Source organism: Kushneria aurantia DSM 21353 (genome assembly GCF_000382245.1).
In the GTDB taxonomy this organism is placed as follows: domain Bacteria; phylum Pseudomonadota; class Gammaproteobacteria; order Pseudomonadales; family Halomonadaceae; genus Kushneria; species Kushneria aurantia.
Genome location: NZ_KB907884.1, coordinates 19277 through 34067 on the forward strand (window position 1 = coordinate 19277; position 14791 = coordinate 34067).

Here is a 14791-nt window from a genome sequence, read left to right on the forward strand (position 1 = left end):
GGTAGCGCTTCCTTGTCCGATTCGATCTACTTTGGAGCATAGCGACGATGACGTGGCCGCCGCTTGCGTGGTTGACCCTCAAGGGCCTGGCCTGTGGCTACCGCTGGCGCGGCCCCGCTTCCGATCACTTCGACGGTGAGCAGCGCCGGCGGCCAATAGCACGAAAGGACGAAATCGGGTATCATCGGCCCAATTTGGCCGGGTTGCACCCGCGCTCGCACGCCATATCTCGAACGCCCAGGCGGGATGAAACCCAGAGGATTTCGTCCCGCCTTTTTACGACCCGAGGTTTGATGGCGCGGCGACGCCGGCCTGCCGATCCGATCCAGTGCCGTCCCGCTGCGAACGGTGCTGGGCGCTCTTTATTGCCCTGTGGAGGACGTTGCATTGATCAAACCCGCGATACTGGCGCTCGAGGATGGCAGCGTATTTCACGGTGTCTCCATCGGCGCCGACGGCGAGACCAGCGGCGAGGTCGTGTTCAACACGGCCATGACGGGGTATCAGGAGATACTCACCGACCCCTCCTACTCCCGCCAGATCGTGACCCTCACCTACCCCCACATCGGCAACACCGGCGTCAACGAGGAGGATATCGAGTCCCATCGTATCCACGCTGCCGGGCTGGTGATTCGCGATCTGCCGCGGCTGGTCAGCAACTTTCGCAGCGTGAAAGCGCTGGATGAGTATCTGGCGGCGCACGGCATTATGGGTATCGCCGATATCGATACCCGTCGCCTGACCCGCCTGCTGCGCGACAAGGGAGCACAGAACGGCGCTATTTTCGCCGGCCCCGAGGCTCAGGGGGAGGAGGCGGTGGCGCAGGCACTGGCGGCGGCACGCGCCTTCCCCGGCCTCAAGGGCATGGATCTGGCGCGCGAGGCGAGCACCGGCGAGGTACACGAGTGGCACGACGGCGAGTGGACGCTGGCCGAAGGTTACGCCAGGTTGCGTGAAGGCGAGCGCCCCTGGCACGTGGTGGCCTACGACTTCGGTACCAAGCACAACATCCTGCGCATGCTGACCGGCCGCGGCTGCCGGCTCACCGTGGTGCCGGCGCAGACGCCGGCCAGCGAGGTGCTGGCGCTCAACCCCGACGGCGTCTTCCTCGCCAACGGGCCCGGCGACCCGGAGCCCTGCGACTACGCCATCCGCGCCATTCGCGAAATCGTCGACACCGGCCTGCCGGTATTTGGCATCTGCCTCGGCCACCAGCTGCTGGGACTGGCCAGCGGCGCCTCGACGGTCAAGATGAAGCTGGGCCACCACGGCGCCAACCACCCGGTGCTGGATATCGACTCGGGCCATGTGATGATCACCAGCCAGAATCACGGCTTCGCGGTCGATGAAGCGACCCTGCCCGGCAATGTACGCGCTACGCATCGTTCGCTGTTCGACGGCACCCTGCAGGGGATCGAGCGCACCGATCGACCGGCCTTCAGCTTCCAGGGACATCCGGAAGCGAGCCCCGGTCCCCATGATGTCTCACCGCTTTTCGACCGTTTCGTGGCGATGATGTCGGCGCGCCGTCAGGCGGCCTGACATTAGTCGAGAGGCCGGATGGCCGGGAGTGAGCGCATGACCGATATCGTGATCGAAGAGCTCAAGGGGGTGGGGCGGGTCGAACTGACCCTCGACGACAAGGCGCGCGTTTTTACTCTGTTCGGCAGCAACGGCGTGGGCAAGACCAAGTGCCTGGAGGCCCTTTATCAGATGTGGCTGTGCCGGCACCGACAGGCAGGCGAGCTGGTACAGCAAGGGCACTGGTCGGTGATGGCGTCGCTGTCGATCGATGGGGAGCCCGCCTTTGTAATGCGGCCACCTGTCAGGTCGGGCATAGCGGTAGATATTCGCCAACATGCAGACGCTGCCCCTCATGATCGTCCGGTGGTGATGGTCGGCGCGGTGGGACGTTCGTCACTGACGGCTGCGCAGTCGCGTAGCCAGCACTATCTGGGCTCCTTCGAGGAGCGTCAGCAGCGCTACTTCGCGCGGATTGGTGACACCCTGCAGTCGGGGGGGCTGGCACAGGCAGCCATGGAAGAGGATGTGGCGGCCTGGTTCGTACTGCGCGCCCAGTCGGTCAACCCTTATCAGAAGGGTGCGGACAATCGCCGGATCGAGATCGATACCGTGCTGGAGATGCTCCATGCCCTTGATGAGCGTATCGATGCGCACAGCTTGCAGGTGGATGGCAGCGGCCAGGTGTCACTGCAGATCGAGGGTGAATGGCGCCAGCTGGATGAGCTGAGCTCCGGTTTCGCTTCACTGCTCAGGCTGGTGCAGGCGATCGTGGCCGGTTATGCCGCCTTCAGCGATACGGCGAGTCTGCGTGAGCTGGCGGGTATCGTGTTGATCGACGAGATCGAGAGCCACCTGCATGTCAGCTGGCAGACGACAATTATTGCCGTGCTCAAGCATCTGTTGCCCCACACGACCTTTTATGTGGCGACCCATTCGCCGCTGGTGCTGACACAGCTGGAAGAGGGTGAGGCCTATCTGCTGGTGCGCGATGACGCTGGCGTCGTGCGCTCCACGCTGATCGATTCGCCGGACAAGCGCGCCTTTGTCGACGTGCTGGATTCGGCGCTGGGGGTCGATCTCAATGCGCTCAAGCGTGAGTCGTTGTCGAATGATGACCAGAGTGAAGCCAAGAGCAGACTGCTCGGCCTCCTGAAAGGGGAGGAGGGTTGATACCATGGCGCGTGCTTTCCTGCTGGACGCCAACCTGCTGATCGGCGCCTTTGATGGCGAGCCGGGTAATGAGGACCATGAGGCTGCAAAAAGCCGCCTGGCCGGGCTGCTTCGGGATCCGCAGGTCAGGCTGGCGATCACACCGCTGATTCGCTACGAGGTGCTGCGCGGTGCCAGACACGTCTCGCTGGATGAGCTGAGCGCCGCACTGGACGATTTTCAGGAGTTCGAGATTCGCGGCCGTGACGCTTACCGTGCCGCTCAAGTGTTTCAGCAGGCGGCGCGACACGGCAGACCTCTGGATAAACGCCGGTTCGATGTTTTCCACTGCGTCTGTGCCGAATCCAACGAACTCGAAATGCTTAGTCAGGATAGCGACATCGCCGCTATCCGTGAATTGATGGAATAACGACGTCACATGCCAAAACGTACCGACCTGCACAGCATCCTGATCATCGGCGCCGGGCCCATCGTTATCGGCCAGGCGTGCGAGTTTGACTACTCCGGCGCCCAGGCCTGCAAGGCGCTGCGCGAGGAGGGGTACCGGGTCATCCTGGTCAACTCCAATCCGGCCACCATCATGACCGATCCGGTGATGGCCGATGCCACCTACATCGAGCCGGTCACCTGGGAGACGGTGGCGCGCATCATCGAGCGCGAGCGCCCGGACGCGGTGCTGCCCACCATGGGCGGGCAGACCGCGCTCAACTGTGCGCTGGAGCTGGATCGTCGCGGCGTGCTGGCCGAATTCGGCGTCGAGCTGATCGGCGCCAACGCCGCCACCATCGAGAAGGCCGAGGATCGCGATCTGTTCGACAAGGCGATGCGCAATATCGGCCTCGAGTGTCCGCGGGCGCGGGTCGCTCATGCCATGGACGAGGCCCGCGAGATCCAGGCCGAGCTGGGCTTTCCCTGCATTATCCGCCCCTCCTACACCATGGGCGGCTCCGGCGGCGGCGTGGCCTATAACCGCGAGGAGTTCGAGGAGATCTGTCAGCGCGGCTTCGAGCTGTCGTCGAACCACGAGCTTCTGATCGACGAGTCGCTGCTGGGCTGGAAAGAGTACGAGATGGAGGTGGTGCGCGATAAGAGCGACAACTGCATCATCGTCTGTGCGATCGAGAACTTCGACCCCATGGGCGTGCACACCGGCGACTCGATCACCGTCGCACCGTCCCAGACGCTGACCGACAAGGAGTACCAGATCATGCGCAACGCCTCGCTGGCGGTGCTGCGCGAGATCGGCGTCGAGACCGGCGGCTCCAACGTTCAGTTCGGCGTCAACCCGGATACCGGGCGCATGGTGGTGATCGAGATGAACCCCAGGGTGTCGCGCTCCTCGGCGCTGGCCTCCAAGGCAACCGGCTTCCCGATCGCGAAAGTAGCCGCCAAGCTGGCGGTGGGCTATACCCTCGACGAGCTGCAAAACGAGATTACCGGCGGCGCTACGCCGGCCTCCTTCGAGCCGGCGATCGACTATGTGGTCACCAAGATTCCGCGCTTCACCTTCGAGAAATTCCCCCAGGCCAATGACCGCCTGACCACCCAGATGAAGTCGGTGGGCGAGGTGATGGCGATCGGCCGCACCTTTCAGGAGTCGCTGCAGAAGGCGCTGCGCGGTCTCGAGATCGGCGTCGATGGCCTCGACCCCAAAATCACCCGCTTTGACGAAGCCGCCGCGCAGCTGGTGCAGGGCGAGTTGCAGCGTCCCGGTGCGGATCGCATCTTCTATATCGCCGACGCCTTCCGCGCCGGCTGGAGCCTCGACGAGGTATTCGGCTATACCAACATCGACCGCTGGTTTTTGATCCAGCTGCAGGAGCTGATGATTCTCGAGGGACAGATCGCCCGTGCCTCGCTCAAGGAGCTCAGCCGTCAGCAGGTCTATTTCTACAAGCGCCGCGGCTTCAGCGACGCGCGCCTGGCGCGGCTGATCGGCGTCAGTGAAAAGGCCTTTCGCGAGCACCGCCAGTCGCTGGCGGTGCGCCCGGTCTTCAAGCGGGTCGATACCTGCGCCGCCGAGTTTCCCACCGCCACCGCCTATATGTACTCCACCTACGAGGAGGAGTGCGAGGCCGACCCCAGCGACCGGCAGAAAATCATGGTGCTGGGCGGTGGCCCCAACCGCATCGGCCAGGGCATCGAGTTCGACTACTGCTGCGTGCACGCCGCTCTCGCCATGCGCGAGGACGGCTATGAAACCATCATGGTCAACTGCAACCCGGAAACGGTATCGACCGATTACGACACCTCCGATCGGCTCTACTTCGAGCCGGTGACGCTGGAGGACGTGCTGGCGATCTTCGAAGTCGAGAAGCCGGTCGGCGTGATCGTGCAGTTCGGCGGTCAGACGCCGCTCAAGCTGGCGCGCGAGCTGGAGGCGGCCGGCGTGCCGATCATCGGCACCGCGCCGGATGCCATCGACCGCGCCGAGGATCGCGAGCGTTTTCAGCAGATGATCGACAAGCTGGGCCTCAAACAGCCCGACAATGCCACCGCACGCAGCTTCGAGGACGCCTTCGTCAAGGCCGAGCGGGTCGGCTATCCGCTGGTGGTGCGCCCCTCCTATGTGCTGGGCGGCCGGGCGATGGAGATCGTCTACTCCCCCGAGGAGCTGGAGAGCTACATGACCCACGCGGTCAAGGTTTCCAACGACTCGCCGGTGCTGCTGGATCACTTCCTCAATGCCGCCATCGAGGTGGATATCGACGCCGTCAGCGACGGTAAAAATGTGGTCATCGGCGGCATCATGCAACATATCGAGCAGGCCGGCGTGCACTCCGGCGACTCCGCCTGTTCGCTGCCGCCCTATGCGCTGCCTGCCGAGGTGCAGGACCATATGCGCGACCAGGTGCAGCGCATGGCGCTGGAGCTCAACGTGGTGGGGCTGATGAACGTGCAGCTCGCCTGGCAGGATGACGAGATCTACGTCATCGAGGTCAATCCGCGCGCCTCGCGCACCGTGCCCTTTGTCTCCAAGTGCATCGGCCGTTCGCTGGCGCAGGTCGCGGCACGGGTGATGGCCGGCAGCACGCTGCCCGAGCTCGATTTCATGGAAGAGCGTATCCCGACCTTCTACAGCGTCAAGGAGGCGGTCTTCCCGTTCAACAAGTTTCCCGGCGTCGACCCCATTCTGACCCCGGAGATGAAATCCACCGGCGAGGTGATGGGCAGCGGTACGACCTTCGCCGAGGCCTTCTACAAGGCGCAGCTGGGCGCCGGCGAAGCGATTCCGCCGCTGAGCGGCGAGCGCCGTGCCTTTCTGTCGGTGCGCGAGCCGGACAAGGCGGGCGTTATCGAGGTGGCCCGCTCTCTGTTAACATTGGGTTTCACACTGATCGCCACGCGCGGCACGGCCGCGGCGCTGGAAGCTGCCGGGCTGCCGGTGGCGCCGGTCAACAAGGTGTTCGAAGGGCGCCCTCATATCGTCGACATGATCAAGAACGACGAGATTGCCTATATCGTCAATACCACCGAGGGGCGCCAGGCGATCAACGACTCTTCCATGATTCGCCGCTCTGCGCTGGCGCACAAGGTACCCTACGCCACGACGCTGGCGGGGGCGCGTGCCGTCTGTATGGCGCTCGAATACGGTGACGAGATCACCGTGCGGCGACTTCAGGAACTCCATGCAGGAGTAATGACATGAACAAGGTTCCCATGACCGTGCAGGGCGAGCAGGCCCTGCGCGAAGAGCTCAATCATCTCAAGGGCGAAGAGCGTCCGCGGGTCATCGCGGCGATCGCCGAGGCGCGCGAGCACGGCGATCTCAAGGAGAACGCCGAGTACCATGCCGCCCGTGAGCAGCAGGGCTTCATCGAGGGGCGCATTCAGGAGATCGAATCGCGCCTGTCCAACGCCCAGGTGATCGACGTCACCAAAATGCCGCAGACCGGCAAGGTGATCTTTGGCACCACGGTGACGCTGATCAATCTCGATACCGACGAGGAGGTATGCTACCGCATCGTCGGTGAGGACGAGGCCGATATCAAGGCCGGCAAGATCTCGGTGGGCTCGCCCATCGCCCGTGCACTGGTGGGTCGCGCAGAGGGCGATGTGGTCAATGTCACCACGCCCGGTGGCGAGGTCGAATACGAGATCAGCGCGGTGGAGCACATCGGATGATGGCGCCGGCGTGAGGGGGGCGTGCCCCGAGAGTTCGTTGCGGCCGGATTCTGCCATCGGGGCAGGCGCGCTTGCCTACTCGGTATAGCGGGCGATATTGGAGAGCCTCGGATCGGCCTCGGGGTTATGGCGATAGAGCAGCGCGGTCTTGCCGATGCTCTGCACCAGCTCGGCGCCGGAGCGCTCGATCAGCCGCTGGATCAGTTTGGCGCGTTCATCGCGCTCGGCACCGGCAATCCTGATCTTGACCAGTTCGTGGTCGTTGAGGGCGCGCTCGAGCTCGCCCAGCACGCCCTCGGTCAGGCCGCGATCGCCGATCTGTACGACCGGGTCGAGGATGTGGCCCACGCTTTTCAGGGTTTTCTTTTGTGACGCTGTCAGGCTCATGTCGGATTGGTCGTCCTTGATCCCTGGTTGATTCACGCCCATCCTACCCGATAGCGTCGTTGCGGCGCCATGCTGGTAGCGCGGCGAGAGCCGCCAATGACCGCGACGAGGGCGTTGTCTCCTGCGCCCGCACGATCAATTACCGCCGGATGACAACGTGACACGCGCCAGAAATTCGCGACAATCGGGCCAGGGCAAAAAGAGTGCCGGCGACAGCAGCTGGATGAAGGAGCACTTTGACGATGTCTGGGTCAAGCGCCGCTGGGCCGATGGCTATCGCTCCCGCGCCAGCTACAAGCTGATCGAGATCGACGATCGCGACCGGCTGCTGAAAAAGGGCGCCGGTGTGGTCGATCTGGGCGCCGCACCCGGGGGCTGGAGCCAAGTAGCCGCAGCCCGGGTCGGCAGCAGCGGTCGAGTGGTAGCAACCGATATTCTGGAGATGGATCCTGTCGGCGGCGTCGACTTTATTCAGGGTGATTTCACTGAAGAGGCGACGCTGCATGCTATGCTCGAAGCGCTGGATGGTCAGCCGGTCGATCTGGTGCTGTCCGATATGGCGCCCAACATGAGCGGCCAGGCGGCGATCGACCAACCCGGTGCCATGTACCTGGTCGAGCTGGCGCTGGATATGGCGCAGCAGGTGCTGTCGCCGGGCGGCGACTTTCTCGCCAAGGTGTTTCAGGGCGAAGGTTTTGATGACTACCTCGCCGAATTGCGCCGGCACTTTGACAAGGTCCAGACTCGCAAGCCCGAAGCCTCACGCCCGCGCTCGCGGGAAGTTTATCTGCTGGGGCGCGGATTTCGCGCCTGAGCTTGCAATCATCACGCTGCGGCCCCATTGAGTGTCACCACAATTGCCACCATGAAAGGCCGCGCACGACAGGCTGAATGACGTAATGAGGGTGTCCCCTTGAACGATATGGCCAAGAATCTGATTCTCTGGTTGATCATCGCGGCGGTGCTGCTGACGGTGTTCAACAACTTCAGCGTCGACGAATCGCCGCATTCGATGAGTTACTCGCAGTTCGTTCAGCAGGTGCAGAACGACAAGGTGCAGCAGGTGACCATTGACGGCTACGAAATTCGCGGCCAGCGCAAGGATGGTACCAGCTTTCAGACCATTCGGCCGGCGACCGACGATCCGCAGCTGATGAACGACCTGCTCTCCAACAACGTCAATGTGGTGGGGCAGGAGCCCGATCAGCAGAGCATCTGGACGCGGCTTTTGATCGCCAGTTTCCCGATCCTGCTGATTCTGGCCATCTTTTTGTTCTTCATGCGTCAGATGCAGGGTGGCGGCTCCGGCAAGGGCGGGCCGATGGGGTTTGGCAAGTCGAAGGCCAAGCTGCTGTCGCATGAACAGGTCAAGACCACCTTCAAGGACGTTGCCGGCTGCGACGAGGCCAAGGAGGAGGTCGAGGAACTGGTCGACTTCCTCAAGGACCCCTCCAAGTTCCAGCGTCTCGGCGGTCAGATTCCCCGTGGCGTACTGATGGTGGGGCCACCGGGTACCGGTAAAACGCTGCTCGCCAAGGCGATCGCCGGCGAGGCGAAGGTACCCTTCTTTACCATCTCCGGTTCCGACTTCGTCGAAATGTTCGTCGGCGTGGGCGCCTCCCGCGTGCGTGACATGTTCGAGCAGGCCAAGAAGCAGGCGCCCTGCATCATCTTCATCGACGAGATCGACGCCGTGGGTCGTTCGCGCGGCTCCGGGATGGGGGGCGGTCACGACGAACGCGAGCAGACCCTCAACCAGCTGCTGGTCGAGATGGACGGCTTCGAGGCCAACGAGGGCATTATCGTCATTGCGGCCACCAACCGCCCCGATGTGCTCGACCCGGCGCTGCTGCGCCCGGGCCGTTTCGACCGCCAGGTCACGGTGGGGCTGCCGGACGTACGCGGCCGCGAGCATATTCTCGGCGTTCACCTGCGCAAGGTGCCGCTGGCCGACGACGTCAAGCCCGAGCTGATCGCTCGCGGCACGCCCGGCTTCTCCGGCGCCGAACTGGCCAACGTGGTCAACGAGGCGGCGCTGTTTGCAGCGCGCAAGAACCGCCGCCTGATCAGCATGAACGAGCTGGAAATGGCCAAGGACAAGATCATGATGGGCGCCGAGAAGCGCTCGATGGTGATGTCCGAGAAGGAGAAGCGCAACACCGCCTATCACGAATCGGGACATGCCATCATTGGTCTGCTGATGCCCGAGCACGATCCGGTCTACAAGGTCACCATCATTCCGCGCGGGCGGGCGCTGGGTGTCACCATGTTCCTGCCCAACGAGGACCGCTACAGTTTCACGCGTCAGCAGATCATCAGCCAGATCTGCTCGCTGTTCGGTGGTCGTATCGCCGAGGAGATGACGTTGGGGGCCAATGGTGTGACCACCGGTGCCTCCAACGACATCAAGCGGGCGACCGAGCTGGCTCATAACATGGTCGCCAAGTGGGGCCTCTCCGAGGAGATGGGACCGCTGATGTATGACGAGGACGAGTCGCATCAGTTCCTCGGCGGCCCGGGCAATGGCGGTGGCAAGTTCACTTCCGCCGAGACCTCCTCGCGGCTCGACAAGGAAATTCGTCGCATCATCGACGAGTGCTACAAGCAGTCCGAGCAGATTCTGCAGGACAATCGCGACAAGCTGGATGCCATGGCCGAGGCGCTGGTGCGCTTTGAAACCATCGATACCCAGCAGATTCAGGACATCATGGAAGGTCGTGATCCGCGCCCGCCGCGTGAGCCCGGCGATGACGGCCCGAGCAGCGGTCTCGGTGCCCCCGCCAGCGACGAGGACGTGCGGCCGGTGGATGACACCCCCGAAGGTGACGAAAGCGATGACACCCGTCGCCGTCCCTCCGATCCGCTGGGCGGTTCATCGGGACACTGAATCCTTTATTGCAGTATCATGACGACCGCCCTCCGGGGCGGTTTTTTACGCTCGGTTTTTCATGTCCATGGTTTTCGGGAGCAGCCACCTTGTCGCCAGCCGAGACGAGCAGCGAACTGCAGTGCGGCCGCCACCGGCTGGCGCGCAGCCGCCCGCAGGTGATGGGCATTCTCAATGTGACGCCCGACTCCTTCTCCGACGGTGGCCGCCACCATCGCCTCGACGGCGCGCTGCGCCGCGCCGAGCAGATGCTGGCCGAGGGGGCGGATATCATTGATGTTGGCGGGGAATCGACCCGCCCCGGTGCCACGCCGGTCAGTATCGACGAGGAGCTGGATCGGGTAGTGCCGGTGGTAGAGCGGCTGGCCGGCGAGCTGGGGGTGCCAGTGTCGGTAGACACCAGCGCTCCCGAAGTGATGGTCGAGGTGGCGGCATGCGGCGCGGCGCTGCTCAACGACGTGCGCTCGCTGCGCCGGCCGGGCGCGTTGGAAGCGGCTTGCGACAGTGGTCTGCCGGTGTGTCTGATGCACATGGTGGGCGAACCCGACACCATGCAGAACGACCCGCGCTACGCTCGCCCCATCGAGGAGGAGGTGCATGATTTTCTCCTCGAGCGTATGGAAGCCTGCCGCGCGGCCGGTATCGACGAGCGGCGGCTGATTCTTGATCCCGGTTTCGGCTTCGCCAAGACGCTGGTACACAATCTGCGGCTGATGAACCGTCTCGACTACCTCGAGCGGCTGGGCTGTCCGCTTTTGGTGGGCACCTCGCGCAAGGGCTTTATTGGCCGAACGCTCGGCCGCGAGGTGGACGAGCGCCTGCATGCCGGTCTGGCGCTGACCGCGCTGGCAGTCAGCAAGGGCGCCTGGATCATCCGAACCCACGATATCGCCGCCAGCGTCGATGCGATCCGCATGACGCAGGCGGTGCTCGAGGAAGGCGAATAACATGGCACGACGCTATTTCGGTACCGATGGTATTCGCGGCACGGTCGGCGAGGCGCCGATCACCGCTGATTTCATGCTGCGCCTGGGTTGGGCCGCAGGGCGCGTGGTGGCGCGCCGGCACAAGCGCCCGCGGGTGCTGATCGGCAAGGATACGCGCATCTCCGGCTACATGTTCGAGTCGGCGCTGGAGGCGGGATTTTCGGCCGCCGGCGTCGATGTTGCGCTGCTGGGGCCGATGCCGACGCCGGGTATCGCCTATCTCACCAGCACTTTCCGCGCCAGTGCCGGGGTGGTGATCAGCGCCTCGCACAACGCCTACCAGGACAACGGCGTCAAATTCTTCTCCGGCGAGGGCAGCAAACTCGCCGATGAGATCGAAGACGAGATTGAAAGTGAGCTCGACGGCGAACTCGACACTGTCGGTCCTGATCGGCTGGGCAAGGCGGTACGTATCGACGATGCCGCCGGACGCTACATCGAGTTCTGCAAATCGACCGTGCCCAATCGCTTCGGTCTGCACGGACTGAAAGTCGTGGTCGACTGTGCCAACGGCGCCACCTATCACATCGCGCCCAATGTCTTCCGCGAAATGGGTGCCGAGGTGGTGACGCTGGGTACCACCCCCGACGGGGTCAACATCAACCGTGAAGTGGGCTCGACCCACCCCGAAGCGATGCGCGACAGGGTATTGGAGAGCGGTGCCGATCTGGGCGTCGCCTTCGACGGCGACGGCGATCGGGTGATCATGGTCGACGGCGGCGGGCGTATCGTCGACGGCGACGACATCCTCTATATCATCGCCCGTGACCGCCATCACCGCGGCGTACTGGGCGGCGGCGTGGTCGGCACCCTGATGAGCAATTTCGGTCTGGCGGCAGCGCTGGAGGCGCTGGGCATCCCCTTCGAGCGGGCGAAAGTGGGTGACCGCTACGTGATTGAGCGCATGCGCCAGCGCGACTGGCAGCTGGGCGGTGAGTCCTCGGGTCATATCGTCTGCGGCCACGCCCAGACGACCGGCGATGGCATCGTCTCGGCGCTACAGGTATTGAGCATCATGGTGAGCCAGCAGCGCTCGCTGTCCGAACTGCTCGCCGACATGGAGAAAGCGCCCCAGGCGCTGGTCAACGTGAGGCTGGTGCCGGGTATCGACAGAGCCGGACTGCTCGAGGTCGCGGCGATCCGCGAGGCGGTGGACGGCGTCGAGGCGCAGCTGGGTGACGAGGGGCGGATACTGCTGCGCCCCTCGGGTACCGAGCCGCTGATGCGCGTCATGGTCGAGGGGCGCCCTCATCTGGACGTCGAGGCAATGGCGCAACGCATCGCCGCTGAAATAGAGACGGCGATGGCCTCCGGCGGCCTCTGAACTCGCCAGCTTGACCGCCGGCGCCGGTTGTGTTCCGGGCGCCGCTCCATTACCATCGCCCCTCCCGCGAGGGCACAGGGTGAGCCTGACCCACTGCGCCAGGCCGCCAACCGATCCAGGGAGAAGTCATCATGCGTACGCCACTGATCGCCGGTAACTGGAAGATGAACGGCTCGCTCGAGCTGATCGATGCCGTCACCGAGGCGCTGGCCGGTGCGCATCTCGACAGCAACGTCGAGGTGGCGCTGATACCGCCGTTTACGCTGCTGATGCGTGCGGGCCAGGCGCTGGCCGACTCTCCGGTCCGACTGGGGGCGCAGACGCTCAACCCCAACGCTCCGGGCGCGCATACCGGCGAAACCAGTGCTGCCCTGCTCAAGGAGTGCGGCGTTGAGCTGGTGCTGACAGGCCACTCCGAGCGGCGCACCCTCTACGGCGAAGACGACGCTGCCGTGCTGGCGCGCGTACGCGCCGCGCTGGAGGCCGGGCTGACGCCGCTGCTGTGCATCGGCGAAACCCTCGAGGAGCGCGAGGACGACCGTGTCGAGGCGGTGGTGCTGGGGCAGGTCGATGCCGTTATGGGCTCGCTCGAGCCCGCGCAGCGCGAGCGTCTGGTGATCGCCTATGAGCCGGTATGGGCCATCGGTACCGGGCGCACCGCCACGCCCGAGCAGGCGCAGCAGGTGCACGCCATGATCCGTGCCCGGCTGGCCGAACTGTCGCCGAGCCTGGCAGAGGGCATGCGGCTGCTTTATGGCGGCAGCATGAAAGCGGACAACGCTGCCGAGCTTCTGAAACAGCCGGATATCGACGGCGGCCTGATCGGCGGTGCCTCGCTCAAACCCGACGACTTTATCGCGATTTGTCACGCAGCAGGTTGATGTCATGTACGTTGCCACGATCCTGATTCACATTGTTCTCGCCGTCAGCCTGATTGCGCTGGTACTTCTCCAGCGCGGCAAGGGGGCGGAAGCCGGTGCCGCCTTTGGCGGCGGCGCCTCCCAGACGGTGCTGGGCTCGCAGGGCACCTCCAATACGCTGGCGCGACTGACCGGCGTACTGATAGCGCTCTTTTTTGCGACGTCGCTGGGGCTTGCCTGGATGGTCGATCGCGGCGGTAGCGGCGAGCAGAGCGGTATTCCCGATGCCAGTGTGATCGAGCAGCAGCGCTCCGGCGTGCCCCAGCTCGATCAGAACGACGACGCAGCGCAGAGCGGCAGCGAAAACGCCGGTAGCGCCGCTGAAGGTAGCGGTAGCGACGGTTTGAGCGTACCCGGCAGTGACGGCGGCAATCAGCAGGCCCCGAGTCTCGGCGAAGGCTCCTGACAAGATCTCGCTTGACGAAGGCGCGGCCGGTCGGCATAATATTGCGCCAGTATTGAGGCGGCAGCGGCGAGCGTCGCCTCTTTTCCGGGAAGTGATTCCCGGCGCGTGACAGCGTTATCTGTCAGCCCTGAAGCCGAAGTGGTGGAATTGGTAGACACGCTATCTTGAGGGGGTAGTGGCCTTACGGTCGTGCGGGTTCAAGTCCCGCCTTCGGCACCAAGGGGAGTTTGAAGGTCGCAGCAGAGAATCGACCCGATCCCGCGCGATCGCCCTGATTTGCAAGGTTATTGCTTCAGGATGAAAAGGTCTTTATACTGTCGGCGCATTCTGATGCGGGGTGGAGCAGCCTGGTAGCTCGTCGGGCTCATAACCCGAAGGTCGTCGGTTCAAATCCGGCCCCCGCTACCACTCATCGAGTGGACAGCTTTTTCTCGAAAAGCCCCTTCCTTCGAAGGGGCTTTTTGTTACAGCGCACCCCTTATTCTGCGCAACAGGAACGCCCATCAGTCACCTTGTCCGCTCTCCTGTCACTTGCTCTCGGGTGCCTGATGCCACTGCAGGAGGCCATGTCGTGCCGACCAGGCAAGAAACACTGCATACGCTGATCGAGCCCGCCGTCGCGGCGCTGGGCTTTGAGCTCTGGGGTATCGACTATCAGGCTCAGGGCAAGCATTCGAAGCTGGTGGTCTATATCGAGCACGATGACGGCGTCAACGTTGACGACTGTGCCGACGTCAGTCGTCAGGTCAGCGCGCTGCTTGATGTCGAAGATCCCATTCCCGGGCAGTATCAGCTGGAAGTGTCCTCTCCCGGCATGGATCGCCCGCTCTACACGCTGTCCCATTTCGCGCGTTTCGCCGGCCACACCATTACGCTGAGGCTGCGTGCGCCCTTCGAGGGGCAGCGGCGTTTCAAGGGGCTGCTGGCCGGCGTCGACGAAGAGGAAGTGCTCCTGCAGTTCGAGGGCGAAGAGTATGGTTTCCCGATCGAGACCATCGAACAGGCGCGCGTCGTGCCCGGTTTTGACTGATCGGCCACGGTGACAACAAGGAATTTTCTGGC

The 14791-nt window shown here is 63.9% G+C and carries 13 protein-coding genes and 2 tRNA genes; 14 read left to right on the forward strand and 1 reads right to left on the reverse strand.

Translation table 11 applies throughout. The features are described from left to right. Positions 1-387 precede the first annotated feature (387 nt). Genes carA through greA form a run of 5 tightly spaced genes read left to right on the forward strand, consistent with a single transcriptional unit; the run spans position 388 to position 6819 of the window. On the forward strand, positions 388-1542 hold the full coding sequence (carA, locus tag H146_RS0114180; RefSeq protein ID WP_019952547.1) for a glutamine-hydrolyzing carbamoyl-phosphate synthase small subunit: 1155 nt from the start codon (positions 388-390) through the stop codon (positions 1540-1542). A 36-nt stretch (positions 1543-1578) separates the two neighbouring features. Further along, on the forward strand, positions 1579-2694 hold the full coding sequence (locus H146_RS21910) for an AAA family ATPase (protein WP_019952548.1): 1116 nt from the start codon (positions 1579-1581) through the stop codon (positions 2692-2694). 4 nt (positions 2695-2698) lie between these two features. After that, positions 2699-3103, forward strand: coding sequence for a type II toxin-antitoxin system VapC family toxin (locus H146_RS0114190; RefSeq protein WP_019952549.1), 405 nt, complete (start codon positions 2699-2701; stop codon positions 3101-3103). Between the two features lie 9 nt (positions 3104-3112). After that, a complete protein-coding gene (gene carB / locus H146_RS0114195) occupies positions 3113-6343 on the forward strand; it encodes a carbamoyl-phosphate synthase large subunit (protein WP_019952550.1) in 3231 nt (1076 codons plus the stop codon). Next, on the forward strand, positions 6340-6819 hold the full coding sequence (gene greA, locus H146_RS0114200; RefSeq protein WP_019952551.1) for a transcription elongation factor GreA: 480 nt from the start codon (positions 6340-6342) through the stop codon (positions 6817-6819). Before carB ends, greA begins: the two co-directional genes overlap by 4 nt. Before the next feature lie 75 nt (positions 6820-6894). On the opposite strand, the gene yhbY is transcribed toward greA, so the two are convergent. Beyond that, positions 6895-7206: a ribosome assembly RNA-binding protein YhbY gene (gene yhbY, locus H146_RS0114205; protein ID WP_019952552.1), complete on the reverse strand. Its 312-nt coding sequence runs from the start codon at positions 7204-7206 to the stop codon at positions 6895-6897. Positions 7207-7363: 157 nt separating this feature from the next. Between yhbY and rlmE the strand changes: the two genes are divergently transcribed. From rlmE to rimP, 9 genes are all read left to right on the forward strand, one after another. Continuing rightward, positions 7364-8020 (forward strand): 23S rRNA (uridine(2552)-2'-O)-methyltransferase RlmE, encoded by a 657-nt coding sequence (gene rlmE / locus H146_RS0114210; protein ID WP_026352002.1) that lies wholly within the window; start codon positions 7364-7366, stop codon positions 8018-8020. A gap of 99 nt (positions 8021-8119) precedes the next feature. Next, the gene (gene ftsH, locus H146_RS0114215) at positions 8120-10093 is read left to right on the forward strand and encodes an ATP-dependent zinc metalloprotease FtsH (protein ID WP_019952554.1); all 1974 of its coding nucleotides are present in this window, start codon (positions 8120-8122) and stop codon (positions 10091-10093) included. A gap of 89 nt (positions 10094-10182) precedes the next feature. Continuing rightward, on the forward strand, positions 10183-11040 hold the full coding sequence (gene folP / locus H146_RS0114220) for a dihydropteroate synthase (RefSeq protein WP_019952555.1): 858 nt from the start codon (positions 10183-10185) through the stop codon (positions 11038-11040). 1 nt (position 11041) lies between these two features. Further along, a complete protein-coding gene (gene glmM / locus H146_RS0114225; RefSeq protein WP_019952556.1) occupies positions 11042-12403 on the forward strand; it encodes a phosphoglucosamine mutase in 1362 nt (453 codons plus the stop codon). A gap of 131 nt (positions 12404-12534) precedes the next feature. Then, positions 12535-13284, forward strand: coding sequence for a triose-phosphate isomerase (tpiA, locus tag H146_RS0114230; RefSeq protein ID WP_019952557.1), 750 nt, complete (start codon positions 12535-12537; stop codon positions 13282-13284). A 4-nt stretch (positions 13285-13288) separates the two neighbouring features. After that, positions 13289-13729: a preprotein translocase subunit SecG gene (gene secG, locus H146_RS19480; RefSeq protein WP_019952558.1), complete on the forward strand. Its 441-nt coding sequence runs from the start codon at positions 13289-13291 to the stop codon at positions 13727-13729. Between the two features lie 132 nt (positions 13730-13861). Continuing rightward, positions 13862-13948: transfer RNA gene (locus H146_RS0114240), tRNA-Leu, on the forward strand. Positions 13949-14060: 112 nt separating this feature from the next. Continuing rightward, positions 14061-14137: transfer RNA gene (locus tag H146_RS0114245), tRNA-Met, on the forward strand. Between the two features lie 163 nt (positions 14138-14300). Next, positions 14301-14759 (forward strand): ribosome maturation factor RimP, encoded by a 459-nt coding sequence (gene rimP, locus H146_RS0114250; protein WP_019952559.1) that lies wholly within the window; start codon positions 14301-14303, stop codon positions 14757-14759. Positions 14760-14791: the final 32 nt, after the last annotated feature.

Excerpts from the sequence above, each read along its gene's own strand:
- greA (WP_019952551.1), top strand. The coding sequence starts at position 6,340 with ATGAACAAGGTTCCCATGACCGTGCAGGGCGAGCAGGCCCTGCGCGAA.
- H146_RS21910 (WP_019952548.1), top strand. The coding sequence starts at position 1,579 with ATGACCGATATCGTGATCGAAGAGCTCAAGGGGGTGGGGCGGGTCGAA.
- carB (WP_019952550.1), top strand. The coding sequence starts at position 3,113 with ATGCCAAAACGTACCGACCTGCACAGCATCCTGATCATCGGCGCCGGG.
- glmM (WP_019952556.1), top strand. The coding sequence starts at position 11,042 with ATGGCACGACGCTATTTCGGTACCGATGGTATTCGCGGCACGGTCGGC.
- yhbY (WP_019952552.1), bottom strand. The coding sequence starts at position 7,206 with ATGAGCCTGACAGCGTCACAAAAGAAAACCCTGAAAAGCGTGGGCCAC.
- secG (WP_019952558.1), top strand. The coding sequence starts at position 13,289 with ATGTACGTTGCCACGATCCTGATTCACATTGTTCTCGCCGTCAGCCTG.
- tpiA (WP_019952557.1), top strand. The coding sequence starts at position 12,535 with ATGCGTACGCCACTGATCGCCGGTAACTGGAAGATGAACGGCTCGCTC.
- H146_RS0114190 (WP_019952549.1), top strand. The coding sequence starts at position 2,699 with ATGGCGCGTGCTTTCCTGCTGGACGCCAACCTGCTGATCGGCGCCTTT.